General features: G+C 66.4%; 27 protein-coding genes and 1 tRNA gene. 17 read left to right on the forward strand and 11 right to left on the reverse strand.

The genetic code is table 11. The features are described 5' to 3' along the window. Nucleotides 1-2: 2 nt before the first annotated feature. The 4 genes from H8F26_RS18520 (at nt 3) to H8F26_RS18535 (ending at nt 6566) form a co-directional block, all read left to right on the forward strand. On the forward strand, nt 3-614 hold the full coding sequence (locus H8F26_RS18520; RefSeq protein ID WP_197156434.1) for a heme-copper oxidase subunit III: 612 nt from the start codon (nt 3-5) through the stop codon (nt 612-614). After that, nucleotides 611-2131, forward strand: a complete 1521-nt coding sequence (locus H8F26_RS18525) for a GMC oxidoreductase (RefSeq protein ID WP_197156436.1) — start codon at nt 611-613, stop codon at nt 2129-2131. The genes H8F26_RS18520 and H8F26_RS18525 overlap by 4 nt, the downstream gene beginning before the upstream one ends. Further along, complete coding sequence (locus H8F26_RS18530; protein ID WP_197156438.1) at nt 2128-4863, forward strand: glucosidase; 2736 nt, start codon at nt 2128-2130, stop codon at nt 4861-4863. The genes H8F26_RS18525 and H8F26_RS18530 overlap by 4 nt, the downstream gene beginning before the upstream one ends. 92 nt (nt 4864-4955) lie before the next feature. Further along, a complete protein-coding gene (locus tag H8F26_RS18535) occupies nt 4956-6566 on the forward strand; it encodes a GMC family oxidoreductase (protein ID WP_197156440.1) in 1611 nt (536 codons plus the stop codon). A 24-nt stretch (nt 6567-6590) separates the two neighbouring features. On the opposite strand, the gene H8F26_RS18540 is transcribed toward H8F26_RS18535, so the two are convergent. Next, nucleotides 6591-7577 (reverse strand): VOC family protein, encoded by a 987-nt coding sequence (locus H8F26_RS18540; RefSeq protein WP_197156442.1) that lies wholly within the window; start codon nt 7575-7577, stop codon nt 6591-6593. Next, nucleotides 7574-8476, reverse strand: coding sequence for a DMT family transporter (locus tag H8F26_RS18545; protein WP_231605343.1), 903 nt, complete (start codon nt 8474-8476; stop codon nt 7574-7576). Before H8F26_RS18545 ends, H8F26_RS18540 begins: the two co-directional genes overlap by 4 nt. Nucleotides 8477-8549: 73 nt before the next feature. Here H8F26_RS18545 and H8F26_RS18550 point away from each other — a divergent pair, with 73 nt between their 5' ends. The 4 genes from H8F26_RS18550 (at nt 8550) to H8F26_RS18560 (ending at nt 10953) form a co-directional block, all read left to right on the forward strand. Then, nucleotides 8550-9359, forward strand: a complete 810-nt coding sequence (locus tag H8F26_RS18550; protein WP_231598336.1) for an SDR family NAD(P)-dependent oxidoreductase — start codon at nt 8550-8552, stop codon at nt 9357-9359. 17 nt (nt 9360-9376) lie between these two features. After that, a complete protein-coding gene (locus tag H8F26_RS19750) occupies nt 9377-9649 on the forward strand; it encodes a biotin/lipoyl-binding protein (protein ID WP_231605345.1) in 273 nt (90 codons plus the stop codon). A 96-nt stretch (nt 9650-9745) separates the two neighbouring features. Further along, nucleotides 9746-10690, forward strand: coding sequence for an NHLP bacteriocin system secretion protein (locus tag H8F26_RS18555; RefSeq protein WP_231605347.1), 945 nt, complete (start codon nt 9746-9748; stop codon nt 10688-10690). Then, nucleotides 10687-10953: a hypothetical protein gene (locus H8F26_RS18560; protein ID WP_197159374.1), complete on the forward strand. Its 267-nt coding sequence runs from the start codon at nt 10687-10689 to the stop codon at nt 10951-10953. The genes H8F26_RS18555 and H8F26_RS18560 overlap by 4 nt, the downstream gene beginning before the upstream one ends. Here the strand turns inward: H8F26_RS18560 and H8F26_RS19755 are convergent. The 6 genes from H8F26_RS19755 to H8F26_RS18585 all read right to left on the reverse strand — a co-directional run bounded on the left by H8F26_RS19755 (nt 10881) and on the right by H8F26_RS18585 (nt 15124). Beyond that, a complete protein-coding gene (locus tag H8F26_RS19755) occupies nt 10881-11696 on the reverse strand; it encodes a TolC family protein (RefSeq protein WP_231597962.1) in 816 nt (271 codons plus the stop codon). The genes H8F26_RS18560 and H8F26_RS19755 overlap by 73 nt on opposite strands. Further along, nucleotides 11639-12565, reverse strand: coding sequence for a TolC family protein (locus H8F26_RS19760; protein WP_231597963.1), 927 nt, complete (start codon nt 12563-12565; stop codon nt 11639-11641). The genes H8F26_RS19755 and H8F26_RS19760 overlap by 58 nt, the downstream gene beginning before the upstream one ends. Before the next feature lie 71 nt (nt 12566-12636). Beyond that, nucleotides 12637-12864 carry a hypothetical protein gene (locus tag H8F26_RS18570; RefSeq protein ID WP_197156446.1) on the reverse strand — a complete coding sequence of 76 codons (228 nt, stop codon included), beginning with the start codon at nt 12862-12864 and terminating at the stop codon, nt 12637-12639. Between the two features lie 11 nt (nt 12865-12875). Further along, on the reverse strand, nt 12876-13121 hold the full coding sequence (locus tag H8F26_RS18575) for a hypothetical protein (RefSeq protein ID WP_197156448.1): 246 nt from the start codon (nt 13119-13121) through the stop codon (nt 12876-12878). Between the two features lie 4 nt (nt 13122-13125). After that, entirely contained in the window at nt 13126-13695 is a 570-nt protein-coding gene (locus H8F26_RS18580; RefSeq protein ID WP_231597964.1) for a DoxX family protein, read from the reverse strand. 16 nt (nt 13696-13711) lie between these two features. Next, nucleotides 13712-15124, reverse strand: a complete 1413-nt coding sequence (locus H8F26_RS18585; protein ID WP_197156450.1) for an NAD(P)/FAD-dependent oxidoreductase — start codon at nt 15122-15124, stop codon at nt 13712-13714. Nucleotides 15125-15309: 185 nt separating this feature from the next. On the opposite strand from H8F26_RS18585, the gene H8F26_RS18590 reads away from it, so the two are divergent. Next, entirely contained in the window at nt 15310-15564 is a 255-nt protein-coding gene (locus tag H8F26_RS18590; RefSeq protein WP_197156452.1) for a Nif11-like leader peptide family natural product precursor, read from the forward strand. Nucleotides 15565-15573: 9 nt separating this feature from the next. Here H8F26_RS18590 and hemL read toward each other — a convergent pair whose 3' ends face one another. Beyond that, nucleotides 15574-16812, reverse strand: coding sequence for a glutamate-1-semialdehyde 2,1-aminomutase (gene hemL / locus H8F26_RS18595; protein WP_231598337.1), 1239 nt, complete (start codon nt 16810-16812; stop codon nt 15574-15576). Nucleotides 16813-17077: 265 nt separating this feature from the next. On the opposite strand from hemL, the gene H8F26_RS18600 reads away from it, so the two are divergent. Next, nucleotides 17078-18544: an FAD-linked oxidase C-terminal domain-containing protein gene (locus H8F26_RS18600; RefSeq protein WP_197156454.1), complete on the forward strand. Its 1467-nt coding sequence runs from the start codon at nt 17078-17080 to the stop codon at nt 18542-18544. A gap of 61 nt (nt 18545-18605) precedes the next feature. Here the strand turns inward: H8F26_RS18600 and H8F26_RS18605 are convergent, their stop codons facing one another. After that, nucleotides 18606-18908 (reverse strand): hypothetical protein, encoded by a 303-nt coding sequence (locus H8F26_RS18605; RefSeq protein WP_197156456.1) that lies wholly within the window; start codon nt 18906-18908, stop codon nt 18606-18608. A 54-nt stretch (nt 18909-18962) separates the two neighbouring features. Here H8F26_RS18605 and H8F26_RS18610 point away from each other — a divergent pair, with 54 nt between their 5' ends. The 5 genes from H8F26_RS18610 (at nt 18963) to H8F26_RS18630 (ending at nt 22662) form a co-directional block, all read left to right on the forward strand. Then, a complete protein-coding gene (locus tag H8F26_RS18610) occupies nt 18963-19841 on the forward strand; it encodes a PfkB family carbohydrate kinase (protein ID WP_370594719.1) in 879 nt (292 codons plus the stop codon). An 88-nt stretch (nt 19842-19929) separates the two neighbouring features. Beyond that, a complete protein-coding gene (locus H8F26_RS18615; protein WP_197156458.1) occupies nt 19930-20571 on the forward strand; it encodes an ABC transporter permease in 642 nt (213 codons plus the stop codon). Beyond that, nucleotides 20568-21494 (forward strand): MlaD family protein, encoded by a 927-nt coding sequence (locus tag H8F26_RS18620; RefSeq protein ID WP_197156460.1) that lies wholly within the window; start codon nt 20568-20570, stop codon nt 21492-21494. The genes H8F26_RS18615 and H8F26_RS18620 overlap by 4 nt, the downstream gene beginning before the upstream one ends. A 162-nt stretch (nt 21495-21656) precedes the next feature. Next, nucleotides 21657-21950, forward strand: a complete 294-nt coding sequence (locus H8F26_RS18625; RefSeq protein ID WP_197156462.1) for a hypothetical protein — start codon at nt 21657-21659, stop codon at nt 21948-21950. Between the two features lie 211 nt (nt 21951-22161). Continuing rightward, complete coding sequence (locus H8F26_RS18630; RefSeq protein WP_370594652.1) at nt 22162-22662, forward strand: tellurite resistance TerB family protein; 501 nt, start codon at nt 22162-22164, stop codon at nt 22660-22662. A gap of 387 nt (nt 22663-23049) precedes the next feature. On the opposite strand, the gene H8F26_RS18635 is transcribed toward H8F26_RS18630, so the two are convergent. Then, nucleotides 23050-23134: transfer RNA gene (locus H8F26_RS18635), tRNA-Ser, on the reverse strand. Nucleotides 23135-23367: 233 nt separating this feature from the next. On the opposite strand from H8F26_RS18635, the gene H8F26_RS18640 reads away from it, so the two are divergent. Continuing rightward, complete coding sequence (locus H8F26_RS18640) at nt 23368-24276, forward strand: SpoIIE family protein phosphatase (RefSeq protein ID WP_197156464.1); 909 nt, start codon at nt 23368-23370, stop codon at nt 24274-24276. Between the two features lie 54 nt (nt 24277-24330). Next, nucleotides 24331-25692, forward strand: a complete 1362-nt coding sequence (locus H8F26_RS18645; RefSeq protein ID WP_197156467.1) for an IS66 family transposase — start codon at nt 24331-24333, stop codon at nt 25690-25692. Nucleotides 25693-25814 lie beyond the last annotated feature (122 nt).

Genomic DNA, 25814 nt, shown 5'->3' on the forward strand with positions numbered 1-25814 from the left:
CGATGACCCTCTCCTCCCCCTTACCTGCCGACGATCCCGCCGCGGCGAGCGGCTCGCATCACGGCCATGCCAATCACACCCTGACCGGGTTCGTGATCTTCCTGCTCTCGGAGAGCGTGATCTTTCTGGCCCTGTTCGCCGGCTACACCGTGTTCAAGATGTCGTCGCCGGTGTGGTTACCGGCTGGGGTGGAGGGGCTGGAGATCCGCGAGCCCCTGCTCAATACAGTTGTGCTGGTGAGCAGCAGCGGGGTGGCCTGGCTGGCGGAGCGTTGCCTCAAGCGCCAGCAGCTGGTGGGCTTCCGGCTGTGGTGGCTGCTCACCATGGCGATGGGCAGCTTCTTCGTCTATGGCCAGGCCCTGGAATGGCTCCACCTCGGTTTCGGTCTGGGTGATGGCATCTTTGGAAGCACCTTCTATGTGCTCACCGGCTTTCACGGCCTGCACGTGATCACGGGAATCCTGCTGATGGGCCTGATGCTGCAGCGCTCGTTCCGCCCCGGCAACTATGACCAGGGCGAAACCGGCGTGGTGGCCGTCTCGCTGTTCTGGCACTTTGTGGATGTGATCTGGATCGTGCTGTTCGTTCTGATCTACGTCTGGCAGCGCTCATGATCATCGACGACCATTTCTACGACGTTGTCATCGTCGGCAGTGGCGCCGGCGGCGGCACCCTCGCCGGTGAGCTGGCGGACGCCGGCCATTCGGTGCTGCTGCTGGAACGGGGCGGTCCCCTGCCCCTGGCCGAGCAGAACCTGGTCGATGTGGACCTGTTCCGCCGGCCCCGCTTTCACCCAGACGAACCCTGGTTCGGCAGCGACGGCGATCCGTTCGCACCGCAGATGGTCTATGCCCTGGGCGGCAACACCAAGATCTGGGGCGGTGCCCTGCAGCGGATGCGGGAGGCCGAGTTCAGCGGGCTGCCCCTGCAGGAGGGGGTCGCGCCCGACTGGGAGCTGCGCTACATCGACCTGGCCCCCTGGTACGACCGCGCCGAAACCCTCTACCGCGTCCATGGGCGCGCCGGTCTCGATCCGTGCGAACCACCACGCCAGGGCGACTATGCCCACCCGCCCCGGCCGATCGATCCGCTGCTGGAGCAGCTGCAGCAGGGGCTGGAGCGGCAGGGGCTGCATCCCTACCCGCTGCCGCTGAGCTGGTCCACCTCGGCGCTCGATCCCAGCGGGGATGCCGAACGGTTCGGCATCGATCGGGCCACCACACAGTCGGGCTTCACCCTGCGGTACGGCGCCGAAGTGGAGACACTGCATGTCAGCCCCAGCGGCACCGAGGTGCGTGGGGTGGAGGCCCTGATCGATGGCCAGCGCTGGCTGTTCCGCGGCCATCAGATCGTGCTGGCGGCCGGTGCGGTGAACACCCCCGCCATCCTGCTGCGCTCCATCAGCGACCGCCATCCCGATGGCCTGGCCAACGGCTCCGATCAGGTGGGGCGCAACCTGATGAAGCCGCAGCTCAGCGCCCTGCTGCAGCGCGCCAGCCAACCCGGCAGCGGCAGCTACGGGCCCAGCCTGGGCCTGACGGATTACTACTGGGGCGATCGCAATGTCTCGTTCCCGCTGGGATCGATCCAGAACGGCGGCGGCGTGCTTCAGGACACGCTCTTCGCCGAATCACCACCGGTACTGTCGCTGGTGAGTCGCCTGCTGCCGGACAGCGCCCTCGAGTGGCTGGCCAAGCGCTCGGTCTGCTGGTGGGCGATGAGCGCGGTGCTGCCCGATCCCGACAACCGCATCAGCCTGCGCCGCGGCGGCAGTCTGCAGGTGAACTACCTGGCCAACAACCTGGAGGCCCACGACCGGCTGGTGTACCGCTGGCTCGACACCATGAAGAAGGTGGAGGCTGATCCCGAAACCACGGTGGTGCAGGCGGCGCCGATCTATCCCCGCGGCGAGGCGCCGCTGAGTGTGATGGGTCTGGCCTGCGGCACCTGCCGCATGGGCAGCGATCCGGCCCGGTCGGTGGTGGATCTCGATGGAGCCTGCCATCAGCTGGCCAACCTCTCGATCGCCGATGCCAGCATCCTGCCCAGTTGTCCGGCGGTGGGTCCGGGCCTCACCGTGATTGCCCTGGCCCTGCGCCTGGCCGATCGCCTCAAGGCCAGCCTGCGATGACGGAGGCCAGCGCAGCCGCAACGGCCGCCGACTCCGACTCGAGCGAGGCGCGCCGCATCGCTGAACGGGATCAGGGACTGGCGCCCTGGGATCTGTGGGGGTCGTATCTGCCGGATCGCCAGTGGGGCACCGTGCGGGAAGACTATTCCGCCGATGGAGATGCCTGGCGTTCCTTTCCCCACGACCAGGCCCGCTCGCGCGTCTACCGCTGGGGGGAAGACGGTCTGCTGGGGCTGTGCGATGCCGAGTGCCGGCTCTGCTTCTCGGTGGCCCTCTGGAACGGCGTGGATCCGATCCTCAAGGAGCGGCCCTTCGGGCTCGGCAATCCGGAGGGCAACCACGGCGAAGACATCAAGGACTACTACTTCCACCTGGCCAACACGCCCACCCATGCCTTCATGCGGGGCCTGTATCGCTATCCGCAGCGGCAGTTTCCCTACCAGCAGCTGCTGGAGGAGAACGGCCGGCGCGGCCGCGATCAACCGGAATACGAACTGATCGACACCGGCATCTTCGAGGACGATCGCTACTTCGATCTCGAGATCACCTATGCCAAAGCCTCAGCCACCGACATCCTGATCCGCCTGCGGGCCGTGAACCGGGCCCGTGTGGCCGCGCCCCTGACCCTGCTGCCCACCCTCTGGCTGCGTAACACCTGGAGCTGGGGCTATCCCGAAGAGGTGGAGCATCGCCTGCAGGCCAGCGGTGATGGTCTGATCAGCGAGGCCATTCCAAACCTGGGCCGCTACGGCCTGCGCTGCGGTGAAGCGGGTCGCTGGTTGTTCACCGACAACGAAACCAACCACACGCGTCTGTACGGCAAGCCCAATCCAACGCCCTTTCAGAAAGATGGGTTTCACCGCTATGTGATCGCGGCCGAGACGGGCGCCGTCAACCCGGCCGGCAGTGGCAGCAAAGCGGCGATCCTGCTGCAGCGCCTGCTGGAACCGGGCGAAGAGTGGGTGGTGGATCTGCGGCTGCAGGCCCTCGACGGCGCGTCGAGCGCGGCTTCGAGCGACCCGAACTCGACGGATCACGATCCCTTGCCGCCGGATCCCTTTGGGGCGGAGTTCTCGCGGTTGCTGAACCTGCGCGAGCAGCAATGGCACGACTACTTCAGCCAGTGCGCCCCCGGGCTCGGGGACGACGACCGGCGCATCTTTCTGGCGGCTTCAGCCGGTCTGCTGTGGTGCAAGAAGTACTACGGCTGGAGCGTGCTGCGCTGGCTGGAAGGTGATCCGACCCAGCCGCCCCCACCGGCGCAGCGCTGGGACAGTGCCACGGCCGAGTGGCAGCGGTTGCATGCGCACGATGTGATTGCGATGCCCGATGCCTGGGAGTATCCCTATTTCTGCCAGTGGGATCTGATGTTCCACGCGGTGGCCTTCGCCGGCATTGATCCAACCACCGCCAAGGAGCAGTGCCTGCTGCTGCGCAGCCCCCATTACACCGCCCCCAACGCCCAGACACCGGCCTACGAATGGGCCCTGTCGGATCCAAATCCGCCGATCGGGGCCTGGGCGGCGATGCGCATCTTTCAGATCGATCGCAAGAACACCGAGGAAGCGGATTCAGCCTTCCTGGCCAGGTCGTTGCGCAAGTTGCTGCTGGAATATGGCTGGTGGGCCAACCGCAACGACCGCAGCGGCGACAACGTGTTCGACGGCGGCTTTCTGGGCCTCGATAACATCGCCGTTTTCGATCGACGCTTCCCGCTGGCCGATGGCAGCCACATCAAGCAGTGCGATGGCACCGCCTGGATGGCCTCGCTGAGCCTCAATCTGCTGCAGATCGCGGTGGAACTCAGCCGGGAGCAACCGGATGTGGCTGATCTCTGCGAGCGCTTCGTGGTGGATTATGTGCAGCTCGCCATCGCGCTCAATTCCCAGGACGACAACAGCGTGCTCAGCTGGGATGAGCAGGATGGCTTCTATTACGACGTGATCCAGCGGCCCGATGGCAGCTTTGATTATCTGCGCAGCCGCTCGATCACCGGCCTGATCCCCCTGCTGGCCGTGACCAGTTTCGATGTGGAGACCGTGCTGCGTCTGCCGGTGCTGGATGTGCGCAACACCCTGGCCTGGCTGATTCATGAGCGCACCACTCCGGCCTGGGTGGCGGAGCATCTGGGCCTCTGGAACAACGACCGGATCCTGTTCGCCCTGGTGCCCCGCGAACGGTTGCAGCGCATCTGCGAACGGCTGTTCGACGAAGATGAATTTCTTTCACCCCACGGCATCCGCTCCCTCTCCAAGGTCTACGGCGAGCACCCTTACACCTATTGCGAAGCTGGTGAAAGCCAGACCCTGGCCTATGCACCGGCCGACAGTCCGGTGGCGATGTTCGGCGGCAATTCCAACTGGCGCGGGCCGGTGTGGGTGCCGATCAACTATCTGCTGATCGAGGCACTCCAGAAGTTCGCCCACTTCTATGGCGACAGTTTCCAGGTGGAATTCCCGACCCGCTCGGGGCGCTGGCTGAATCTCTGGCAGGTGTCGCTGGAGCTGGAGAAGCGCCTGGTGGGCCTGTTCCGGCTCGGAGACGATGGCGCCCGGCCCTTCTGGGGAGACACGCCCAGCTTCCGCAACGATCCCCGCTGGCGCGACCTGATCCAGTTCAACGAATACTTTGATGGGGATAACGGCCGCGGCATCGGCGCCTCCCATCAGACTGGCTGGACGGCGATGGTCTGCAAGATGCTGGTACAGCTGGCCCGCTATCCGGAGAGCTGAGCTGGACAGCCCAATGATCCCACCATTCCTGCCAGAGCAGCCTCAGCTCACCGCACTGTTCCCTCTCCACCGATCCCCCTGCTCCCATGGAGATGACCGGTCCGTCCCTGCACACCTCAGCCCTGCCTGATCCGCGCCAGTTGATCGTGAACAATGGCGATCACTTCGATGTGGTGATCATCGGCAGCGGCGCCGGTGGCGGCACCCTGGCCCGCCATCTGGCGACGAGTGGCCTGCGGATTCTGGTGCTGGAGCGCGGCGACTGGCTGCCGCAGGAGCCCCAGAACTGGGATGCCGAGGAGGTGTTTCAGAAAGGCCGTTACGTCTCGAAAGACACCTGGTTCGACAAGCGGGGCCAGCCCTTTCAACCCGGCAGTCACTACATGGTGGGGGGTGCCACGAAGATGTACGGCGCCGCCCACTTCCGCCTGCGGGAGCAGGACTTCGAGGCCCTGACCCATCACGACGGCCTGTCGCCGGCCTGGCCGTTGCGCTACGCCGACTTTGAGCCTTTCTACCAACGGGCCGAGCAGCTGTATCACGTGCACGGCATGCGCGGTGAGGATCCCACCGAGCCGCCCGCCAGCGGTCCCTATCCCCATCCGCCGGTGGCCCATGAGCCACGCATGCAGCGGCTGGTGGATGATCTGAAATCGGCGGGACTGCATCCGTTTCATGCCCCCAGCGGCGTGCTGCTCGATGAAGCCAACATGGCTTTCAGTCGCTGCCGCAAGTGCAACTGCTGCGACGGTTTTCCCTGCCTGATGCACGCCAAGTCCGATGCCGAGGTGATCGGCATCCGTCCGGCCCTGGCCGCCGCCACGGTGTCGTTGCTGACCCGCGCCCACGTGCAGCGTCTGCTCACCGATGCCACGGGCCGCAGCATCACAGCGGTGGAGCTTGAGCGGGATGGGGAGCCGATGCGGGTGAGCGGCGATGTGGTGGTGGTGAGCTGCGGCGCCGCCAACAGCGCCCGCCTGTTGCTGCAATCGGCCAATGACCAGCACCCCCAGGGGCTGGCCAACGGTTCCGATCAGGTGGGCCGCAATTACATGTTCCACAACAGCAAGGCGATGGTGGCCCTGGCCCATGAGCCCAACACCACCGTGTTTCAGAAAACGGTGTCGATCAACGACTGGTATCTCGGCGATGCCGAGTTCGCCTACCCGATGGGCAATATCCAGATGACCGGCAAGACGAACGGCGCGATCATGAAGGGCTATGCGCCCCTGGAAACCTTCCTGATGCCGGGCTGGTCGATGGACCGGATCGCGGCACACGCACTCGATTTCTGGATCTCCTCGGAAGATCTGCCCCACCCCGACAACCGGGTCACGGTGGATAGCCAGGGCCACATCCACCTCAGCTACACGCCCAACAACCAGAGCGCCGCCAAGCACCTCTCCGACCGGCTCACCGGCCTGCTGGAGCGCCTCTACCTGCGCAAGCATCTGGTGGAGCGGCAGATCTACATCAAGAGCGCCATGTCGATCGCGGCGGTGGGGCACCAGGCCGGCACCTGCCGCTTCGGTTCCGATCCGGCCAGTTCCGTGCTGGATCTGAACTGCAAAGCCCACGAGCTCGACAACCTCTACGTGGTGGATACCAGCTTCATGCCCAGCATCGGCGCCGTGAATCCATCCCTCACCGCCATCGCCAACGCCCTGCGGGTGGGGGATCACCTGATCGAACGGCTGCGCTGAAATCCCTGCCCCCCCCGAAAACGCTCACTCCAAGACAATCAACTCATGGCCATCGGGATCAGCCAGCCTCAATCCCCGCTGCCAAGGGGGGAGAGCCTCGCCCAGGTCGAGCACCCCGGCTGACAGCAGCTGGCCGCCGTAAGCAGCCACCTGGGCAGCCACCGGGTCAAGATCGCTGACCGCCAGACGGATGTGCCAGTGGGCCAGGTCCTGCAGGGCCTGATCGGCCGGCATCGGCCGCCCCCGGTTGGGCAGCTGGTAATCCAGGGTCTCGATGCCCATGCCCTGTGGGCAGCGCAGGGGCGTGATCGTCACCCGCGTCTCCCGGAGGCCGTCGAGCCGATCCTGCTCCGGGCCACTGTTGTCGCCGCTGGGCAGCGCCTCCAGGCCGAGCACGGCGGCGTAGAAGGCGCGGCTGCGGGCCGTGTCCGCGATGGCGATGGCGCTGTGATCGATGCCGAGCAGCCTCGGGAGGGGGCCGGGGCAAGGCTGGTGCCAGCGGCCATCGCCCTTGCCGGCCGGGAACTGCAGCAGCTCGAGGTTATGGCCATCAGCATCGCGGAATTTGAACGCCCGGATGCCGGCGGCGGCGGTGTTCCAGTCCGGCAGGCGCTGGGGGGCCTCCGACACGGCCGTGAGCGAGCCATTGGCCAGCAACGGTTGCAGGTGCCCGTGCAGGGTTTCGAGATCGGGCGTCACCAGGCAGAGGTGCTGGAACCAGAGATCACAGCTGCGCGATTCGGGAGGGATCGCACGGCCTGGCCGCTGGCCCGCACCGGGATCCAGCACCTGCAGCAGATCCAGCCGCTCCTGCCCCACCCCCAGCCGCAGGCGGCGCAGCTGGCCCTGGCCCAGCCCCAGCAATGCGGCCTCAGCGCCCCCCTGGATGCAGTCCTGCCCCAGCAGCGTGAAGCCCAGGCTGTCGCAGAAGAAGGCGGCGCTGCGCTCGGCATCGCGGCAGGTGAAGGCGACGGACTGGATCTGCGGCCGGGGGCAGATGGAGGGGCTCATGACTCGGTGCCCGCCGCGGGGTGAACGGATACGGCGGGCCGCTGCAGCACGATGCTGAGCACGCCCCCCAGGGTGATCAGCGCGGTGCCGAACCACACCGGTGGGGTGGGTTGTTCGGCAAACCAGATCCAGCCGATCAGACCGGCAAACACGACCGAGGAATATTGAAAAGCGCCGATCGCCCCCGGTTCGGCATAGGTGTAGGCCTTGATCAACAGGAACTGAAAACAGGCCAGGCAAGCTCCCGAGGCCACGACCGTGGCCCACTGCGCTGGGTCAATACCGCTGAGCAATGCTGCGCCAACGCCTGGCGGCCGCAAGGGGCCGAGCACCGCCAGGGTGGCGCCGATGCTGCCGATGATCAGGAAGTAGGCCATCTGGGTGAGCGGCGATTCGCTGCGGTCCAGCCGTTTCACGGCCAGAAACTCCACCGCGCAGAGCAGACCGGCCGCCAGCCCGAGCAGATCACCGGGACGGGTGAGCAGTGACGCATTCGGCTGAACCACGATCACCATCCCGGCGAAGCCGATCGCGAGGCACCCCCAGAGGGCGCGGGGCACCTGCTGACCGAGCACCAGCAAGGCCAGCAGGGGGATGAACAGTGGCGTGGTGTTCAGCAGCACATTGGCATTGACCAGATTCACCAGCCGAGCCGCGGTGATGAACAGGAAGAATCCAGCCAGACCGGTGCAGCTGCGCAGCACATGCAGATGCAGAACGGTCGTGCGCAGATCCCGCCCGCCCCGCAAGAGCAGCCAGGGCAGGATCAGCCCAAGGGCGATCACGAAGGTGAGCCAGGTGAACTGCATCGCCCCCATGCCGCTGCCGAGGGCCTTGCCGAAGGCGCTCTGGGCGGTGTTGGCCAGAAAGGCCAGCACCAGAAGGCCGGAACCCAGCATCAACGAGCCCATTGTGGTCTCCGCCATCGCCCCATGCTTAGCGTCAAGGGCATCCCTGTCACCCGTGGGTACTGTGACCAACACCGCCAATCCTGAAGCCGCCCGCAGCCTGGCCCACCTGTTGGAAGGGAAGGTGGCGATCGTCACTGGCGGGAACAGCGGCATCGGCAAGGCGATCGTGGAAGCCCTGGCCCATCGCGGCGCCAAGGTGGTGATCGACTACCGCTCCCATCCCGAAGCCACCGAGGAGATCGAACGGGAGATCGGAGCCTTCGGCGGCAGCAGCTATGGGGTGCAGGCGGATGTCTCGAAGCTCGACGATCTCCAGCGCCTGGTGAAGGCAGCGGTGGAGAAATACGGCCGCCTGGATGTGATGGTCAACAATGCCGGCATCGAAACCCGCACCTCGATTCTCACCACCACACCCGACGACTACGACAAGGTGCTCGATGTGAACCTGCGCGGTGTGTTCTTCGCCACCCAGTACGCCGCCCAGCAGATGATCGCCCAGGGCGGCGGCGGCCGCATCATCAACATCTCCTCGGTGCACGAAGACTGGCCGATGCCGAACAACACCCCCTACTGCCTGGCCAAGGGGGGCGTCCGCATGCTCACCCGCACCGCCGCCCTGGAACTGGCCCCCCACGGCATCACCCTGGTGAACGTGGGGCCCGGAGCTGTGGCCACCCCGATCAACGACTCCACGATGAACAACCCGGAACTGCTGGCCAAACTGGATGCCGCCATTCCCCTGGGGCGCATGGCGCAGCCGGAGGAAGTGGCCAATGTGGTGGCCTTCCTGGCCAGCGACGACGCCAGTTACATCACCGCCACCACGATCTTCGCCGATGGCGGCATCATGCAGAGCAGCCCGGGCCTCTGAATCGGAAGCAGCGACAGATGACGCGCGGTTGGCTGGGGCGCCAGGTCGCCGATCCGGAGGGGCAGGTGCTGCTGGCCCAGGGAGGGGTCGCCCTGCTCACGGCGGCCTGGGTGCTGTTCTGGCCGGTGCCCACCGAGGTGCGGGGCCGGGGGGTGTTCATCGTGCCCAACGCCGCCCGGGTGGTGGACGCCCGCGCTGAGGGTCAGATCCTGGCCATCCCGGTGCGGGCGGGAGAGCGGGTGCGGCGCGGCACCGTGCTGTTCCGCCTCGACCTGCCGGCCCTGGAATAGGAGGTACAGCGACAGGAGCGGGATCTGCGTGAGCTCCAGAGCATCGATGCCGACCTGAGCCGCCGCGACCGGCTCCGGCTGGCGGCGGCGGGGCGGGTGCGGGACACGGCGCTGGCCAACCTGCGGCGGGAGGAGGAGCGACTGGGGGCGCTGCGCCGCACCTACGACCAGAAGGCGGCCGATTTCCAGCTGCTGGCCCAGCGACGGGTGGTCGCCCCCCTTGCCGAGGAGGTGGTGGCCACCGAAGACCGCAGCACCCAGCTGGCGGTGGCGATCGAGACCGTGCGCATCCGCGAGAAGGAGGCCCTTGATGCCTTCGAGAAGGTGAAGCTCGAGATCGAAACGGAGCGGCAACGGCGCCGCTACGGGATCGAGGACAGTCGCCGCAGCCTGCGGGTGCTGCGTGCCCGCCTGGCCTACGAGAGCACCCTGCTGGCGGATCGTGATGGCACCCTGCTGGATCTGCAGGTGGTGCGGGGACAGTCGGTCAAACCGGGCCAGCGGCTCGGCACCCTGGCCGAGGGTGAGGAGGGCCCCCTGAAGGCCGTGGCCTACTTCGCCCCGGCCGATGCCCGCCGGCTGCGGCCGCCGCTGCCGATGGAGGTGGTGCCCGACTGGGATGAGCGAGGCCGCTTCGGGGGGATCACCGGCCAGGTGAAGCAGGTGGGGCTGCTGCCGGCCACCCGGGAGGATATCGACACCACCCTGGGCAATCCCCAGCTGGCCGAGGCGCTGGGGGGAGGCGGCCCGGTGATGCGGGTCGACATCCTGCTCAACTCTGACGACCGCACGGCCCCCAACAGCACTGACCCCGACAGCACGGCCCCCAGCTCTGCCGGTTACCGCTGGACCCTCTCACGCGGCAGCACGGTGTTCCCGATCCGGGCCGGGCTCACCCTGCGGGCCCATGGCTACGTGGAATGGCGCACGCCGATCAGCTATCTCCTACCGGTGTTCCGCGATCTCACCGGCTCCTACCGCAACCTCGGCCAGGAGCGCCAGGACGTGCCGGCCCTGCGCCAGAAGGGATCCTTGCCATGAAGCTGTCCAACTCGCCGCTGGGCCGGGAACTGCCGCTGCTGATCGTGGAGATCGCCCTGCTGGTGGTGCTGCTGCATGCCAACGCTCCGGAGGTGTGGTTCTGGTTTGCGGTGTTGCTGCTGCTGTTGCTCTGGCGCTTCCTGGCCTGGCAGACGCGGCGCGTCCAGCGCTCCAGGGCGCCGCAGGGGCCTCAGGAGCCTGTCGACTCCCCGGCGGCAGCGGCCGGCAGCACCAGCGGCAACGACACCGGGGCGCCGGGCTGATCCGGAACCGGCAGCAGCTCCCGCAGCAGCTGGGCGTAGCTGCCGTTGGCCAGGGTGATCGATTCGGCCACCCCCTCCATCGCCTGGGTGAGCAGGCGGATCGTGTCGCTCACATCGGTGTAGTTGGCCAGCCCGAGCTGGTAGCGGGCCCGCACATCCCGGAAGGCCTCGCGGGCGGAGCCATAGGAGGCCCGTGCCGCCAGGATCTGCTCAAGGGCGGCGCGGTGTTCGAAGAAGGCGGCCTCCACCCGCTGGCGAATGGCATTGCGCCCCTCGGCCAGCGCCTGGGTGGTGCGTTCAGCGGCAGCTCGGCTCGCTCCGGCGGCTCCGCTGCTCACCCCGGCGTCAAACAGGCGCCAGCGCAGCTCCAGCCCCGCCTCCCAGGCGCCGTTCTGCTGATAGAGCTGCGGGATGTTGGTGGCCGCGCAGCAGCCGCGCAGCTCGATCTCGGGTTTGTCCGCAATCCCCTCGCCGTAGCCGGCCCTGGCATAGAGGCGCAACTGCGGCAGCAACTCGGCGGCACGGCGGTCGGCCTGGCGCAGCAGGGCCTGACGGGCAGCCTGCAGGGCGAGCAGTTCCGGGTTATCGCGGAAGCCCGCCACCACGGTGCGCTCCAGATCCAGGGGCCAGGGGGGCTGCAGCCGCACCGCCTCCGGTGTGGTGAGCGTCACCGTGAAGGGCACGTTCAGCAGGTTGCTGAGCTGGCGCTGGCGGCTGCGCCACTGGGCTTCGGTCTGGGCCAACCGGAAACGGCTCTGCTGCAGGGAGGCCTCGGCCCGCAGCCGATCTCGAGCCGGGGCACCAGGCCGCTGCCCTCCAGGGCGATCACCTCCGCCAAGACAGCCCGATCGCTCTCGACCACGGCCTGGCGGATTCGCCGCAGCTGCTGGGCGAGCTGGAGGGAATAGAAGCTGAGGCTCACCTCCAGTTGCAGCTGGCGCAGACGGTTGGCGTAGCGGTGTTCAGCGGCCTCAAGCTCCTGGCGATTCTCCGCCAGAGCCGCGCCCCGCTCGAAGTTGACCAGGTCCCAGCGCAGCGCCAGAGCGGCGGTGCCCAGCAGCCGGTTTTCCCGGATCCGGTTCCAGCCGTTTGGATCCACCAGGAAGGGGGATCCGGCTGGGTAAAGACCAGCGTTGTCCTGCCACACCTTGTTGTAACTGGCCATCTGGCGGCCGCCGCCGCCGAGCTCCAGCCACAGCTCCGGCCAGAAGCGGCCGCGCACCGAGCGGAGCCACTGGCGGCGCTCCTGCACGCTGGCAACCTCCTGGGCCAGGGCCGGGCTGTTGCGCAGGGCCAGCGCCAGGGCAACGGGCAGGCTGAGGCGCGCCTCCTGCTCGATCGTCACGGCAGCGGCGGCGGCTGGAATCGTTGCCGCTGCCGGGGCGGCCAATTGCTCAAGCAGGCCCCGCTCGGCGGGGCTGAGACCATCGCCACCGGCCGGGCCGGGCGGAGCGGCGGGGTCGACCGCATCGGCGGGCACCACCTGATCCAGGGCAGCGGCATCTCGCTCGAAGCGCTCCAGGCTGCGCAGCAACAGCTCCGAGGGGGGCGGCAGGCCTGCGCGCCCCGCCTCCGCCAGACCCGGGGCCAGAAGCACTGGTGCGATCAGCACCTGTGCGATCAGCCCGGACAGCAACCAGCCACGGCGGCGGCGAGGGTGGCACTCCTTCCCGCCAGCGTCGATCACGACCGCGGCGGCGTGCCAGGGCCGCTGGAGCCATCGCGGGACGCTCCGGCCACCATCGCGCTGGTGCGGGCCAGGCAGCCGATCGAGAAACAGATGGCCCCACTGCCGAACAGCCCCCAGTCCCAGCGGAGGCTGGTGTCCCGTTGCCGCAGGGCCAGCAGCACCACCAGAGCCGCCGCCAGCCAGGGCAGGGTGACCACCAGGAGCAACCGGTTCGGGAGCATCGGGCAGGGGATCAGCGGGAGGTGAGACGTTCGAGCATCCGGCGCTCCTCGGCCAGGCGCTGATTGGCCCGGGCCAGCTCCCAGGAGAGCTTGGCCACACAGCCGATCGAGAAGCAGATCATCGCGCTTCCCACCAGGCCCCAGCCATGGGGGTGGAGGCTTTCGTCGTCGGCGCGAAGCAGACGCACGGCCAGGACCGCCACAAGACTGGAGGCGGCCCAGGGGCCATACACCCAGAAGCGGAGCGACGCGGGCATGGGCTCAGTCGAGGGCCGCCTCGATCAGGTCGGCGATCAGCAGATTGTCGAGCGACAGGGCACCGCCGCCGCTGCAGATCAGAACCAGGGCCATCACCACATAGACGGCGGCCTTCTCCCAGCTGGGCGGCTCCCCCACCCCCCCGGGCCCGGCGTAGTCACCGGGAGGAATCTGGTAGGGATCCGGGGCGATGAAGGGCGTGCCCTTGGCGATCTCCAGCACCATCGCGTAGGCCATTGACACCAGGATGGCGAGGGCCGCCAGGGGCGTGAACAGCCCCGGCAGCAGGGCGATGCCCGAGCCCCACATCGAGAAGGCGGAGAGGAAGCAGAGCCACACCGGCGTGTTCAGCGCTCGCGCCCAGGTATCGAGATGGCGAAGCTTGGGCCAGCCGTGGCGGATGAAGGCCACCCCCAGGAAAAGGCGCAGCAGCAACAGGGCCCAGGGCAACAAGCCGGAATCCCCAGCCAGCCAGACAGCAGCGGTGGCGAGCCAGGCCGGCAGGGCCACCGGCAGCCATTCAAGGATGGTGAGCTCCATGGCGCTCAGGGGGTGGCCCGGATCTGCCGCCACCGTAGGGAGAACCCGCTCACCCTGCAGCCTCTGGGCTGCTTTCCGCTGCGTTGGAGGCCTTCCCCTGCGCCTCTCGCCGCTCCAGCCCCACCTCCACCTGCAGGTGCTGATTGGCGCGGCCGGTGATCAGCAGGGAGGCGCGCTCACGGGTGGCGATCTGCCAGAGCCATTTGGTGAGCAGGGTCAGCCGGTTCTCGCTGTCCGGCATGAAGGCCAGGTGGGCCAGGCCCCAGAGCAGCCAACCGATGGGACCGCTCACCCGCAGGCCGCGCAGGTCGGCCACGGCATTGAAGGGCCCCAGCACCGCCATGCTGCCCAGATCCAGCCACTGGAACGGGGCCTGGCGACTGCCGCGGCTGATCGCCAGCAGATCGCGGGCCACCCAGCCGCCCATCTGCACAGCGGGGCCGGCCATGCCCGGCAGCGGCTTGCCATCGGCGGTGTGGCTGTAGGAGCAGAGATCTCCCACCACACGGATCTGCGGGTGTCCCGGCACGGAGAAATCCGGCTCCACCACCACCCGGCCGCCCCGATCCACCGGGCAGCCACAGCGTTCCGCCAACAACCGGCCCAGGTGGGAGGCACGCACACCGGCGGTCCAGCAGATCGTGGCCGCCTCAAGGATCTGCTCGCCGGCGGCCGTGCCCACCACCACCCGGTCCGCCTCGATCTTCTGCACCCGCCCGCCCAGCAGCAGCTCGACCCCCACGTTGCGCAGGTAGTCGCCCGCCTTGCTCGACAGGCTCGGATGCATGGCCCGCAGCAGCCGATCGCCAGGATCCACCAGGGTGACGCGGGTGTCGGCCGGATCGAGCTGGCGGAAATCCCGGGCGATCGCATGGCCCATCAGCGCGATCACAGAGCCAGCCAGTTCACAGCCGCTGGGACCGCCGCCGATCACCACCACAGACTGCAGCAGGCGGCGGCGCTCCGGATCGGGGGTCTGCTCCGCCTCCTCCATGGCCTCCAGCAGGCGACGGCGGATCTCATCGGCGTGCTCGAGGATCTTCATCGGTGGCGCCAGTGGGCGCCACTCCTCATGGCCGAAGTAGGTGCTGCCCGATCCGGCGGCCAGGATGAGGTGGTCGTAGCGGTAGCGGCGATCGTTGAACACCACCTCCTGCGCCACCGGATCGAGATCCACCACCTCCCCCAGCAGCACCTGCACGTTGGGGGCCTGCCCCACCATCTGCCGCAGCGGTGAGGCCACATCCGCCTCGGACACCAGGCCCGTGGCCACCTGGTAAAGCAGCGGCTGGAAGAGGTTGAAGTTGCGCTTGTCGATCAGCGTGACCCGCACCGGCTGGCGGGCCAGCACGTGGGCCGCCTTGAGACCGGCGAAGCCTCCACCCACGATCACCACGTGCGGGCAATCCTTGAGGCTGGCGTCGGCGGGCTCGAGTTCCAGGAAGAAGCGTTCCTTCACCATCGACGCACAGCCACTGGGCGCAACCTATTCACGCCATCCGGATCAGTCTGTTCCATGTCACCGGCTGCGGTCAGGCGACGCAGTGACAAGCTGCGCAGCAGTGGAGCGGATGCAACGGTCGCGCGGGGTAACCGGTCGAGCAGCGAATCCTTGGCCATGCTGGGGCCGTCCTCTCCTGTTCCGCCATGACCCTGGCCGCCCTGGGCTCCTTCACCGCCCGCCTCGCCGCTGACCCTGCCCTGCGGGACAAGGTGCACGCCGCCAACGGTCTCGACGAGGTGGTGGCGATCGCTGCGGAACAGGGCGACACGATCTCCAAGACCACGTTGCTACGGGAGCAGGCCCGCGCCGTGGCCGAGACCCCCGATCACCACCTTGAGGGCATCAACAGCTGGGCTGATGCCCTGATGGTGTGCTTCGGCGCCACCGACAAAGACTGACGCTCTGAATCAGGCGATCGCCGCGAAGCACTCGCGGAACGCGGCGATCGTGGCGTCGATGTCGGCGTCGCTGTGGGCCAGGGAGGTGAAGCCGGCCTCGAAGGCGCTGGGGGCCAGGTAGAAGCCCCGCTCGAGCATGGCGCGGTGCAGCTTGCCGAAGCGCACCGTGTCGGCGGCCTTGGCGTCTTCGAAATTGCGCACCGGCCCCTCACAGAGGAAGAAGCCGAACATGGCGCTGATCGATCCACCGGTGATCGGCAGCCCGGCATCGCGGGCGCCCTGCTGAATGCCGTCCGAGAGGCGCTTGGTGATCGTCTCGAGCCGCTCGTAGGTGCCGGGTTGCTTGAGCAGCTCCAGGGTCTTGATGCCGGCGGTCATCGCCAGGGGGTTGCCGCTGAGAGTGCCGGCCTGATACATCGGACCGGCTGGGGCCACCATCGCCATGATGTCGGCCCGGCCGCCATAGGCACCCACCGGCAGGCCACCGCCGATCACCTTGCCCATCGTGGTGAGATCGGGGGTGACGCCGAACCGGGCCTGGGCGCCGCCGTAGCTGATCCGGAAGCCGGTCATCACCTCATCGAACACCAGAAGCGCGCCGTGCTCCTTGGTGAGTTCGCGCAGGCCCTCGAGGAAGCCTGGCTCGGGGGTGATGAAGCCGGCGTTGCCCACCACCGGCTCCAGGATCACGCCGGCGATCTCGCCGGCATTGGCGGCGAACAGCTGCTTCACCGCCTCCAGGTCGTTGTAGGGAGCGGTGAGGGTGTTGGCGGTGGTGCTGCGCGGCACCCCGGGGGAATCCGGCAGGCCGAGGGTGGCCACACCGGAGCCGGCCTTGACCAGGAACATGTCCGCATGGCCGTGGTAGCAGCCCTCGAACTTGATGATCTTCTCGCGGCCCGTGAAGGCCCGGATCAGCCGCAGCACCGACATGCAGGCCTCGGTGCCGCTGTTCACGAAGCGCACAATCTCGACCGACGGCACGGCCTCGATCACCATCTCCGCCAGCTGGTTCTCCAGGGCGCAGGGGGCACCGAAGCTGGTGCCCTTGTCGAGAGCCTCGTGCAGGGCGGCGATCACCTCGGGATGGGCGTGGCCACAGATCGCCGGACCCCAGCTGCCGATGTAATCGACATAGCGGTTGCCGTCCACATCCCAGGCGTAGGCGCCCTTGACCCGATCGAAGAAAATCGGCTGGCCGCCGACCGAGCGGAAGGCCCGCACCGGCGAACTGACACCGCCGGGCATCAGCGTCTGGGCGGCGGCGAAGAGCTCCTCCGAACGGGTGGTGTTCAGGGCCGGAGCCGATGCTGGAGCCGTGGTGGAGGCCGAGGTCAAGGCGGAGTCCGAAAACGGTGGAAGAATCCAGCGGACAGGAGCGATCTGGTGGCGCTTCTCTGAGGAAGCTGCCACGGGTCGTGTTCCCCGACACCGCAGGAATGACCCCCATCCTGACCCAGAACGGAACCCCCGCGTGCAGCCTCGGTAAGTTCTTGGTGGCTGACAGGGGCGTGTGACGATCGACTGGGCCGCTCTGGAACGGCAATGCCGCCGCATCCTGCCGGCGCGAGCGGTGGTGGCACAGCGCCAGGAACTCCTGGCTTACGACAGCGACGGGCTCACCCTGCATCGCCACCAGCCACCCCTGGTGGTGCTGCCCGAGACCACCGAGCAGGTGGCGGCGCTGCTGCGCCTCTGCGACCAGGGGCAGATCCCCTTCGTGGCCCGGGGCAGTGGCACCGGCCTCTCCGGCGGTGCCGTGGCTGAACAGGAGGCGCTGGTGGTGGCCACCAGCCGCATGCGCTCGATCCTGCAGGTGGACCTCGACAACCGCCAGGTGACCGTGCAGCCCGGTGTGATCAACAGCTGGGTGACCCGGGCCGTGGCCGGAGACGGCTTCTATTACGCCCCCGATCCCTCCAGTCAGGTGGTCTGCTCGATCGGCGGCAACGTGGCCGAGAACTCCGGCGGGGTGCACTGTCTCAAATACGGCGTCACCAGCAACCACGTGCTGGCTCTGGAGGTGGTGCTGCCGGACGGCACGATCACCCGCCTGGGGGGTGACCTGGCCGAACAGCCCGAACTCGACCTGCGCGGCGCCTTCATCGGCAGTGAAGGCACCCTCGGCATCGCCACGGCCATCACCCTGAGGCTGCTACGCGCTCCCCAGAGCGTGGCCGTGCTCCTGGCCGACTTCGCCTCGATGGAGGCGGCGGGGGAGGCGGTCCGCCTGGTCACAGCGGCCGGTGTGCTGCCGGCCGGCATGGAAATCATGGACAACTTCACGGTCAACGCCGTGGACGATCTGTTCGGCCGCGATGAATACCCGCGCGATGCGGCGGCGGTGCTGCTGGTCGAACTCGATGGCCAGGAGCGGGAGGTGAGCGCGGCGGTGGAGCTGGCCGGCTCGCTCTGCCGCCAGGCCGGCGCCCGCACGATCCGCCAGGCCACCGATGAGGCCGACAGGGCCCTGCTCTGGAAGGGCCGCAAGAGTGCTTTTGCAGCAGTGGGCCGGATCACCCCCACCTATTACGTGCAGGACGGCGTGGTGCCGCGCAGTGCCCTGCCCTCGGTGCTGGCGGCGATCGAGCGGCTGGCGCGCCAGTACGGGCTGCCGGTGGCCAACGTGTTCCACGCCGGCGACGGCAACCTCCATCCTCTGATCCTTTACCGGGCCGACGAACCTGGCGTGAGCGACCGGGTGCAACAGCTCGGAGCCGACATCCTGCGCCTCTGCATCGAGGCCGGCGGCAGCATCACCGGCGAGCACGGCGTCGGCAACGACAAGCGCTGCTATCTCGACTGGATGTTCGCCCCCGACGATCTGGCCACCATGCAACTGGTGCGCCGTGCCTTCGATCCCGAGGGCCTCGCCAATCCCGGCAAGATCTTTCCCACCCCCCGCAGCTGCGGTGAATCGATGCGCCGCCAGGTGCACCTGCAGCAGCAAGGTGTGACGCTGCCGGTGGCCGCCTTCTGATCGGGGTGCCACAGTCAGCCGTTCGGTGGCTGGGCCTCAGGCGGCTGGGGTAGAGCTGAGGTCAGAAGAGGGGGGCATCGGGGGTGCCGATCGGGGAGGGAGCGCGGGGGCGCGAAGGCTGCTCAGGAAGCGTCGCCAGCAGGGCTGAGATCGCCAGCAGGGCGATCAGAGCCCACCAGCGCCGACTCAGGTTGCGTCGTGGCAGGCGCGGCAACAACCGCATCCAGCCGCGACGCCGGCGGCGGTGCTGCTCCAGCTCCACCACCGTGCCGGTGAGGGGGCGGCCGCAACGGCCACACACCATGCGGCCAGCCAGACTGCGATCGGCGCGTACCGCCCAGCTGCCGCAGGAAGGACAGGCCATGGGTGCCCAGGTTCGATGCTGCGTCGGTCTTAACCAGCAAACCACGGCCCCGTGATCGAACCGCTGCCGCTCACTGTCCTGCCGCTCGCAGAACTGCCATCGCTGCCCGACGGCCTGCCCCTGGCGGTGGTGGGCCATGTGGAGATGGTGAGCTTCCTGGGAGTGACGCGATGGCCGCGTCCCGGACTGATTCAGCACGCCAACGCCTTCGCAGAGGAACCCGCCGGCGGAGGGGCCGTGGTGGCGGTGCAGCTGGCCCGCCTCACCGGAGCCCGCGTGCCCTTCTTCACCGCCCTCGGACGCGATCGAATCGGCCAGCAGGCTGCCGAACGGCTCGAAGCCCTGGGACTGGAGTTGCATGTGGCCTGGCGCGATGCCCCCACCCGCCGGGGCGTGAGCTTCACCGATGCCAGCGGGGAGCGCGGCATCTGCGTGATCGGCGAGCGACTCGCCCCCCAGGCCAGCGATCCCCTGCCCTGGGAGCGGCTGGCGGCGATGCGGGGCGTGTTCGTCACCGCAGCCGATCCGGAGGCCCTGCGCCTGGCTCGCCGGGCGGCGTGGCTGGCGGCCACGCCCCGGCTGCGACTGCCGGTGCTCCAGCAGGCGGGCGTAGCCCTCGATGCCCTGATCGGCAGTGCCCTCGACCCTGGCGAGCAGCTGCCGGACGACGCGATCGATCCAGCCCCGGCCATCTGGATCGGTACCGAAGGCGCAGCGGGTGGCCACTGCAGACCAGGCGGACGTTTCCAGGCGCTGCCCCAGCTGCGGCCCGTGGTCGACAGCTACGGGGCCGGGGACAGCTTCGCCGCCGGCGTGAGCGCCGGTCTGGCCGCCGGTTGGTCCCTGGCCGCCGCGCTCAGCCTTGGCTGCCACTGCGGCCGGGCCTGCCTCGACGAGCTGGGGCCCTATGCCAGCCAGCTGCAGCTCCGCTGACCCTTTTTCTGCCCCCCCTGGCACCGCCCTGATCAGTGGCTCGGGCACCTGTGGCATCGTGGGGCGCCCTCACGCCGCCTGAGATCGGATGTTGGTGCGGATCCGCCAGGAGCTTGCAGAGGCGGCACCACTGGCGGTGCTGGTGGGGGCCACGCTCGGTTATGGCCTCACCACCATGCTCGCGAGCGCCCTGGGCCAGAACAGCAGCCTCAGCATGGAGGCTCTGATGATGGGCACCCTGCAGATCTTCGGGCCGGTGGGTGTGAACCTGATCTGGATCAGTCGGTCGGCCCCGCTGCGGGTGGGCCTGGTGGCGCGACACCGCTGGCACCAGATGCAGCTGGGTGAACGGCCCGATGCCGGCGGCCCGCGCCTCTGGAGGGAACTGACTGCGGCGATGATCACGGCGGTGCTGCTACTGCCTTACTTCGTGGGCGCCATCCTGCTGGCCGGTGTGGTGGCCACACCCCGTCTCGATAACGCGGGGCAGCTGTGGGAGCTGATGGGACAGATCAGCCCGGGTGATCTGATGCAGACGCTGCTGCGCACGGCCCTGTTCGCCGCGGTGGCCGAAGCCCTCTGCCTGCGCAAGGGCCGCCGGCTGCAGACGTCTCTTGAGGAATTGCCCCGCCTGATCGCCGATGCGATTCCGGAGTGCTTTCTCGCGGTGATCGTCCTGGAGGCGGCCTGGCTCACCCTGATCGACCCGTTCCACGGAATCCTGCGATGACAGAGCTCCTTCCCGCCGGCCCAGGAGAGCCTTCCGGCCCCGGCCAGCTGCCGGCATGGCCGCCCCGCCGGCCGGTGGTCAGCCGCCTGAGCTGGCTGTTCATCATCGGCGCCCTGCTGATGGGCGGCTGGGTGGTGCGGGGCATGGTTATGGAGCAGCTCCGCTGGCGCAACAGCTTTGAAGCCCGGATGCGCACCCGCGACGCCACCGGCATCTGGCCAGGCGTGCATGTGACCCTCTCCGGCTATCGGATCGGTCGGGTGGATCGGGTCCAGCTCGGACCTGATGGTGTGGTGGCCGTGGATCTGCGCATCGTGGAGCGCTACCGCTCGCTGCTCGGTCCGCGTAGCCGCGCCTACGGCACCCGGCCCGGGGTGATCGGCGACAGTGAAATCGCCATTACGGCCGACCCCAGCCCACCGGGTTCTGCGTTGGCACGCACCGATCTTCTGATCCCTTACGACCCACCCACCGACGTGGCCGATCTTCTGCAGGAGCTGGCCCAGACCCGTCTGCAGCTGGATCGCACCCTGCAGAGCACGGTCAAGGTGGTCGAGAAAGACCTTCCCGGCGCCATCGGCCGCTTCAACGGCACCCTTGCCGACGTCAGCCGCCTGGCCGGCACCCTCAACCGCGAGACCGGCAGCACGGCAGCCGTGACCCGCGACACCCTGCGCGCCTACCAGCGAACGGGCGCGGAGGTGGGCCAGACCTCCACCCGGGTGGATGCTGTGCTGCAGAAGACCACACCGGAATTGGTGGGAGCGCTGCGCGAAATCCGCCGCTTCACCGCCGGCACCAATCGCCTGCTGGAAATGTTCGCCGCTCCCCTGCTGGTCGACCCTCCCGCCGAACAGGAACCGGCCAGTCCTCTGGCCAGTCCCTCAAGCAAGGCGAATCCATCTGAAAGAACAGCCAACTGAGGCTGCAGCCGATTGGGGATGCATGGGAAGATCTCCGGATTCACGCGGGAGTCAGCCTTGAATGACATGCACGCAACTGGCTCCAACGCAGCAACAATGGGCCAGCAGGCTGCAGAGTCTGGGACTGGCGGACGGGAACCGCTGCTGAACAGAATGGCTCCCATGCTGGCCACGGCCCTCGCCCTTCTCCTGAGTCCCGCGGCAACGGCCGAGGCCGCCGACAACGAATTCCTGGTACGCCAGGCCGTGGACTTCTACTGCGGCAGCATGAAGAGCGAAAATCCCGGCCGGATGACTGATTACGACCGAGGGCTCTACGAAGGCATGGCGATCGGATTCATCTTCGGCCAGTACCCCAAGCAGGCTGATTTTGTCGAAAAGCTGGGGGAAGATCGCTTCAACGGACTCTTCTACGGCGGCATTCGCAAGCAGTGTCCTTCCAAATCATTCGACTGAGACTCATCGCACCAAAGTTGATGGCCTACAAAGTCACTGGCCTAATGGTCGGCAGACTGTGATCACTTGCTTGAACTGTATCAATGTCATCCGATAGCTGTTCAACGTGAGCGAATTCGCACAGCGGCGGTTCAGCCGATGTAAATCTGCATGACAGGTCAGCCTGGTCTGTTGCATTGGCGACCGAAGTGAGATGGGGTCCTGACTGGTGATGGAGCAGACCTCCCCGGACTTTTCCATGGATTCCCCCACTGCGCTTGCAGCCGTTGCCCTGGCTGCTGTCTCATGGGACGGTAGTCTCACGCGAGCCGGCACCCGTTCTCTACGCCACCTGCTGGATTACCGAGCTCCTTACAACCAGCGCAGCGAAGCCCAGATGATCGCGCTGATGGATGACCTTCTAGCCGAATTACGTCGGCTCGGAGCTGAAGGACTGATGGAGCGGGCAGCCAGCGTTCTCGACCCGCGACAACGGCACACCGCCTATGCCATGGCTGCAGAAATCATGCGCTCTGATGGACCGCTGCTCGAACAGGAGCAGCTGATCCTTGAGCATCTTGCCGAAACGCTCAGCATTGACCTTCTCGAAACAGCCAAGGTATTGGAGGTGATGGATATCCTTCACGCTGCCTTGGACGATCCGAATTGGTTAACGCCAACCGACGGGACCCTGCGCACAACAGACAAGCCCGTTGCAACGGTGGCCGTCTGAAACGCTGAATCACGGACTGCGATCCATCACGACGGTCCGCAGCCGCAATGTCATACCCCCACTTCTCTTTCACCTGCTTCCCCTATGCGATTATTCTCCCCTAATCTGTGTTCGTAAGCATCACTGGAACGATCAGTCGATCCTGAGGCCGCTACCGGGCACAGACACAGGGAGGCGAGAGGGACACAGCCGAGATCCCGAACAATCGCATCGTGTGACATTGGAGGCCACAAGGCTCGATGGGAATCGCTGTGATCAAGTCCTATGGCGAAAGGGAAAAAGCAAGGAGCTCTTATATACCAAGCAAAGCTTGAACATTCAAGTCAAAGACATCATATAAGTAGGCGCCTCAACACTCTGTTGAATCCCGAAACGCCAATTCAGAAACGGAGGGGGCGGGATTCGAACCCGCGGAGGCTTTCACCTCGCTGGTTTTCAAGACCAGAGCCATCAACCACTCGACCACCCCTCCTTGGGCCGCCGCGAGATGCGGACCAGCGTCCGCCGTACGAACGCCTCCCCATTATCCCATAGTCATTTCCCTCAACCGGCGGAACCGCCTTTGGCACCGTCACCTGCTGTTTCAGTCGCCATGGTTCCAAACGTCGGCCTAGCTCCAATTCCCTTACCATTCTTTAGGTCGTTTACTCAAACCCGCGGGTCACCTCCCCCGCCCAACTCGGAGCAGACATCTGTCGGAGCTTGATGGCCACCCAAAAGCATCTATCGATCCAGAAGAGTTTCACCTTGATCGCGACGATCAACGGCGGCGTCTTGGCCTATTTGACCATATATAACTTCACTTTACTAAGAGGGGAAGCGGGAGCGCATTCATCGATCTACGTTTCGCTCCTCCTGACAATGATCTTGTCAGCACTTGCCATCATTTCCTATCGTATTATTTTTGCCAGAATCGTCTCGCCATTAGCACATCTTGTAGAAGAAACCCGCAAGATTGAAAGCAATACCAACGATGAAGTCTATCTCACCGTAAGAGGAAGGGACGAGGTCAGCCTCCTTGCTCACAGGTTTAATATTTTACTATCAAAGATGCGTCAAGCCTTCAGCGAAATTGAGGCCTCCAACAATAAGTTAGTCCATGCAAATTCTAAAATATCCGAGTCCCTCCGTTACGCAGGATTACTCCAACGCTCAATTCTGCCAGATCGACAATTTAGAGATGTTTTTGGCGACGAGCATTTCATCCTTTGGCAGCCTCGTGACACCGTTGGTGGTGATTACTACATTCTCCACACCGAAGCCGATCGTACCCTGGTCGGAGTAGCTGATTGTGCCGGCCATGGCGTTCCAGGAGCCATGATGACGATGATGGCCAGGGCAGGGGTAGATCGCTCGGTACAAGATCTTGGAATCAGTTCGCCAGCGGCCTTGTTGATGGCAATTGATACATCAATGCGCAGCCTGCTGAGTGATGCCCAGCTGAGCCGAGCAATTGCCACTAGCATGGATATGGGTCTAGCCTTAATTGATTTTTCGAACGGCTTGATACGATTCGCAGGTGCCAAGATTTCACTCTATTGGAGTAATGGCACCAATGTGTACAGTATCCGTTCAGGGGGCGTGACAGCTCGCGGCGAACATCGGCCCTGCTGAACCCTTGACGACAGCTTGATTTCCGGTTGCATCTCAGGTAGAGACCCGCCTGTGATGACCGCACATCCGGCTGGAATTCCAGAAGCCGACTGGCTGGAAACTCCCGCCAGCGTCAGAGCGCTGATCAACGCCCAGCAGCAGGAGATCGAGCTGTTGCGCGGCCAACTCACCTCCTTGGCCACCGAGTTGGCAAACCTGCGTGAGCGGATCGGACGCAGCTCTCGCAACTCATCCAAACCTCCCTCCAGTGATGGTCTGGGTTTTAAGCCGCCAGAACGGCGCAAGGGCAGTGGCCGCAAGCGGGGCGGCCAGCAGGGCCATCCCGGATCCGGACCAGAGCTGCTGTCGATCGAGCGGGTGGATCAGGTGGTGGATCACCACCCTGATGCCTGCCGCCGCTGTGGCACCTTGCTCCAGGGAGAGGATCTCGATCCCCTGCGCCATCAGGTGATCGAGATCCCGCCGATTACCCCGCTGGTGATCGAGCACCGGCTGCATCGCCTGGTCTGCCCCTGCTGTTCCACCAGCACCTGCGCCTCGTTGCCGGCGGATGTGGAGGCCAGTCACTACGGCCCAAGGCTCAGTGCACTGGTGGGCCTGCTGGGCAGTGCCTTTCCGTTGAGTTTCAGCAAGACCCAGGCCCTGCTCCAGCAGCTGGTAGGAGTGGAGATGAGCCGCGGCGCGATTGCACGGGTCCGCCAGCGCTTGAGTGCAGCACTGGAGCAGCCCATGCAGGAGGCCCTTGCTTTTGCCCGCGTGCAGCCGGTGGCCTACGTAGATGAAACTGGCGCCCCCACCGGCAATGCCGACGGCAACAATCCCACTGGAAAGCGGGGCTGGCAGTGGGTCATGGTCACCGCCGTGGTGACGGTATTTGTGCAAGGGCTGAGTCGATCGACGACCGCTGCCATCGAGCTGCTGGGGAACGCCTTTGGCGGGATTGTGGTGAGCGATCGCTTCTCGGCCTACAACCACCTGCCCACCAAGCAGCGCCAGCTGTGCTGGGCGCACCTGATCCGCGACCTGACGGCCATCGCCGAACGCCCGGGCGCCAGCGCTGAATTCGGAGCCCAGCTGCTGGGCCTGCAGCAGCAGCTGTTTGGCCACTGGCACCGCTACAAGGAGGGAAAGATTGACTGGCCCGCCTTGCAGCAAAGCTGCCGGCCGATCCGCCAGACCTTTGAGACCACGCTGCAGCGGGTAGTAGAGCTCGGCTACCAGCGCGGCGAGCGAACGCCTTGGGCCAGCACAGTGCGCACGTGCCAGCAGCTCCAGAAGGTGACAGGTGGGTTGTGGACCTTCCTGGAGAACGAGGGAATAGAGCCCACCAACAACGCCGCAGAACGTGCCCTGCGCCAATCGGTGATTCAGCTGTCCCGTGTCAATCAGGTTGATGGCTTGTGCCAATCAGGTTGACCGGTGAGCCGGTTGAATTTTGCTGCGGCACCAGGCCTGAAATCCTGATGGGGCCTCGATCGTGCCCATGGCTGTCGTGGCGCGTCAATCAAGTTGTGGTTCTGGCCTCAATCTCATGGCGA

This window comes from Synechococcus sp. CBW1006, from assembly GCF_015840525.1.
Taxonomy (GTDB): Bacteria; Cyanobacteriota; Cyanobacteriia; order PCC-6307; family Cyanobiaceae; genus CBW1002.

Bases quoted from the DNA above. Each gene is read 5' to 3' on its own strand.
- H8F26_RS18520 (WP_197156434.1), top strand. From the start codon at position 3: ATGACCCTCTCCTCCCCCTTACCTGCCGACGATCCCGCCGCGGCGAGC.
- H8F26_RS18525 (WP_197156436.1), top strand. From the start codon at position 611: ATGATCATCGACGACCATTTCTACGACGTTGTCATCGTCGGCAGTGGC.
- H8F26_RS18530 (WP_197156438.1), top strand. From the start codon at position 2,128: ATGACGGAGGCCAGCGCAGCCGCAACGGCCGCCGACTCCGACTCGAGC.
- H8F26_RS18535 (WP_197156440.1), top strand. From the start codon at position 4,956: ATGACCGGTCCGTCCCTGCACACCTCAGCCCTGCCTGATCCGCGCCAG.
- H8F26_RS18540 (WP_197156442.1), bottom strand. From the start codon at position 7,577: ATGAGCCCCTCCATCTGCCCCCGGCCGCAGATCCAGTCCGTCGCCTTC.
- H8F26_RS18545 (WP_231605343.1), bottom strand. From the start codon at position 8,476: ATGCTGGGTTCCGGCCTTCTGGTGCTGGCCTTTCTGGCCAACACCGCC.
- H8F26_RS19750 (WP_231605345.1), top strand. From the start codon at position 9,377: ATGACGCGCGGTTGGCTGGGGCGCCAGGTCGCCGATCCGGAGGGGCAG.
- H8F26_RS18560 (WP_197159374.1), top strand. From the start codon at position 10,687: ATGAAGCTGTCCAACTCGCCGCTGGGCCGGGAACTGCCGCTGCTGATC.
- H8F26_RS18570 (WP_197156446.1), bottom strand. From the start codon at position 12,864: ATGCTCCCGAACCGGTTGCTCCTGGTGGTCACCCTGCCCTGGCTGGCG.
- H8F26_RS18575 (WP_197156448.1), bottom strand. From the start codon at position 13,121: ATGCCCGCGTCGCTCCGCTTCTGGGTGTATGGCCCCTGGGCCGCCTCC.
- H8F26_RS18585 (WP_197156450.1), bottom strand. From the start codon at position 15,124: ATGGTGAAGGAACGCTTCTTCCTGGAACTCGAGCCCGCCGACGCCAGC.
- H8F26_RS18590 (WP_197156452.1), top strand. From the start codon at position 15,310: ATGACCCTGGCCGCCCTGGGCTCCTTCACCGCCCGCCTCGCCGCTGAC.
- hemL (WP_231598337.1), bottom strand. From the start codon at position 16,812: ATGCCCGGCGGTGTCAGTTCGCCGGTGCGGGCCTTCCGCTCGGTCGGC.
- H8F26_RS18605 (WP_197156456.1), bottom strand. From the start codon at position 18,908: ATGGCCTGTCCTTCCTGCGGCAGCTGGGCGGTACGCGCCGATCGCAGT.
- H8F26_RS18615 (WP_197156458.1), top strand. From the start codon at position 19,930: ATGTTGGTGCGGATCCGCCAGGAGCTTGCAGAGGCGGCACCACTGGCG.
- H8F26_RS18620 (WP_197156460.1), top strand. From the start codon at position 20,568: ATGACAGAGCTCCTTCCCGCCGGCCCAGGAGAGCCTTCCGGCCCCGGC.
- H8F26_RS18625 (WP_197156462.1), top strand. From the start codon at position 21,657: ATGCTGGCCACGGCCCTCGCCCTTCTCCTGAGTCCCGCGGCAACGGCC.
- H8F26_RS18630 (WP_370594652.1), top strand. From the start codon at position 22,162: ATGGAGCAGACCTCCCCGGACTTTTCCATGGATTCCCCCACTGCGCTT.
- H8F26_RS18640 (WP_197156464.1), top strand. From the start codon at position 23,368: ATGGCCACCCAAAAGCATCTATCGATCCAGAAGAGTTTCACCTTGATC.
- H8F26_RS18645 (WP_197156467.1), top strand. From the start codon at position 24,331: ATGACCGCACATCCGGCTGGAATTCCAGAAGCCGACTGGCTGGAAACT.